At 42.1% G+C, this 1,338-nt stretch carries 1 protein-coding gene and 1 pseudogene; both read right to left on the bottom strand.

What is annotated here, in order from left to right; genetic code table 11:
• Positions 1 to 451, bottom strand: a pseudogene (locus FHL06_RS13210) (heavy metal translocating P-type ATPase); the annotation flags it as partial.
• Between the two features lie 570 nt (positions 452 to 1,021).
• Positions 1,022 to 1,338: cupredoxin domain-containing protein (locus FHL06_RS13205; protein WP_153387075.1), on the bottom strand; the 317-nt coding region annotated here is incomplete at its 5' end.

Below are 1,338 nucleotides of genomic sequence, written 5' to 3'. Positions count from 1 at the left end.
CCACGATTTCTGACAATGGCACTTGAACCAGCATACCGTCACGCATAATCTCGGCATCCTTGGCCTGCAAATCAACCAACTTCTCAATCGCGTTGGAAGCATTGTTACGCATTCTTTCTTCAAAAACTTGTCCTAACAAAACAAACGTGATAACAAAAGCAGCACTTTCGAAAAAGACCGCTTGGTGCGTGAACATTGCATAAATACTGTAAATATAAGCCGTAGCAGTCCCAATCGCTACCAGAGTATCCATATTTGAGTGATGCTTTTTAAATGACGCCCAGGCACTCTGAACAAACGGGCGAGCCGCCACACCCATCACAACAGTTGTTAAAACAAACTGAATCCACTCACTGCCTGGAACCATAATCCCAAAAGGCATCAGGATCATTCCAATCAACATCGGAATAGAAAAAATCAATGAAATCCAAAAACGTTTTGTGATAGTCATACCAAAATTCCCCCTCAACTGCTTGACTTACCGATTCCGCCTCCAGAAGCAAGAAATTAAGTCGCTGTGGGGAACGATTCGAGCCAAAATGCGGTCTCGAATCTCGACTTTGGACCTCGCAAAGACCGCGAGTTCCAAAGCTCGTCCCGTGGTGTAGGCGCTAAAGCGCCAACGCCACCTTCACAGCGTCATAATTTCTTACTTCTTCCGGCTAGTTTATTCTTTGCTTTTTATAGATAGTAATGTTGGAGACTTTATGCACGATTACCATTTTTAACATTCTAAATAGTTTTCGTATCAGCACTTAAACCTTATTTATGAATCCTTAGTTTCTAATTAAAAGTATTTAAATAGAACTTATCTATAATAAAAAAATTTCCTATCCAACCAATTAGTCGGAGGAGCTGAGAAAATAGTCAATGGCTGTGAAAGTGGCGTTAGTACTTTAGCACTTACACCACCGGGCGTATTTGGAGACTTGCTTGCAAGTCTTCAAACCGAGGTTCGAGACCTTGGCTCGAGCCGGTCCGCACAGCCATTGACTATTTTCTCAGCTCCGGAGACGGCAACCTATTTAACGATTACTTTTCCATGAAACATATCCATTCCACAAGCCCATTGATACTCGCCAGCTTTACTTGTATCAATTTCAATTGCTTGTTTTTCATTTTGTGGTAGTTCCTTATTAATACCAAAATCTGAAAAGACTACTCGGTCCAAACAACTAGAAGCATCTTTTCTTGTAAAATTCAATGTGGCTGGTACACCTTTCTTTAAAGTAACTACTTCTGGTGAATAGCCACCGTTAACTTCACCGTCAACGCTTCGGTCATCATCAGAAACCTTCGCTGTGGCTCGTGCTACTTGGTGGTTGCCGAAGAACCACC

The sequence above is a fragment of the Companilactobacillus halodurans genome, from assembly GCF_009600985.1.
In the GTDB taxonomy this organism is placed as follows: Bacteria; Bacillota; Bacilli; order Lactobacillales; family Lactobacillaceae; genus Companilactobacillus; species Companilactobacillus halodurans.
The sequence above is the reverse complement of the archived record's forward strand: the minus strand, read 5'-3'. Positions and strand labels throughout refer to the sequence as shown.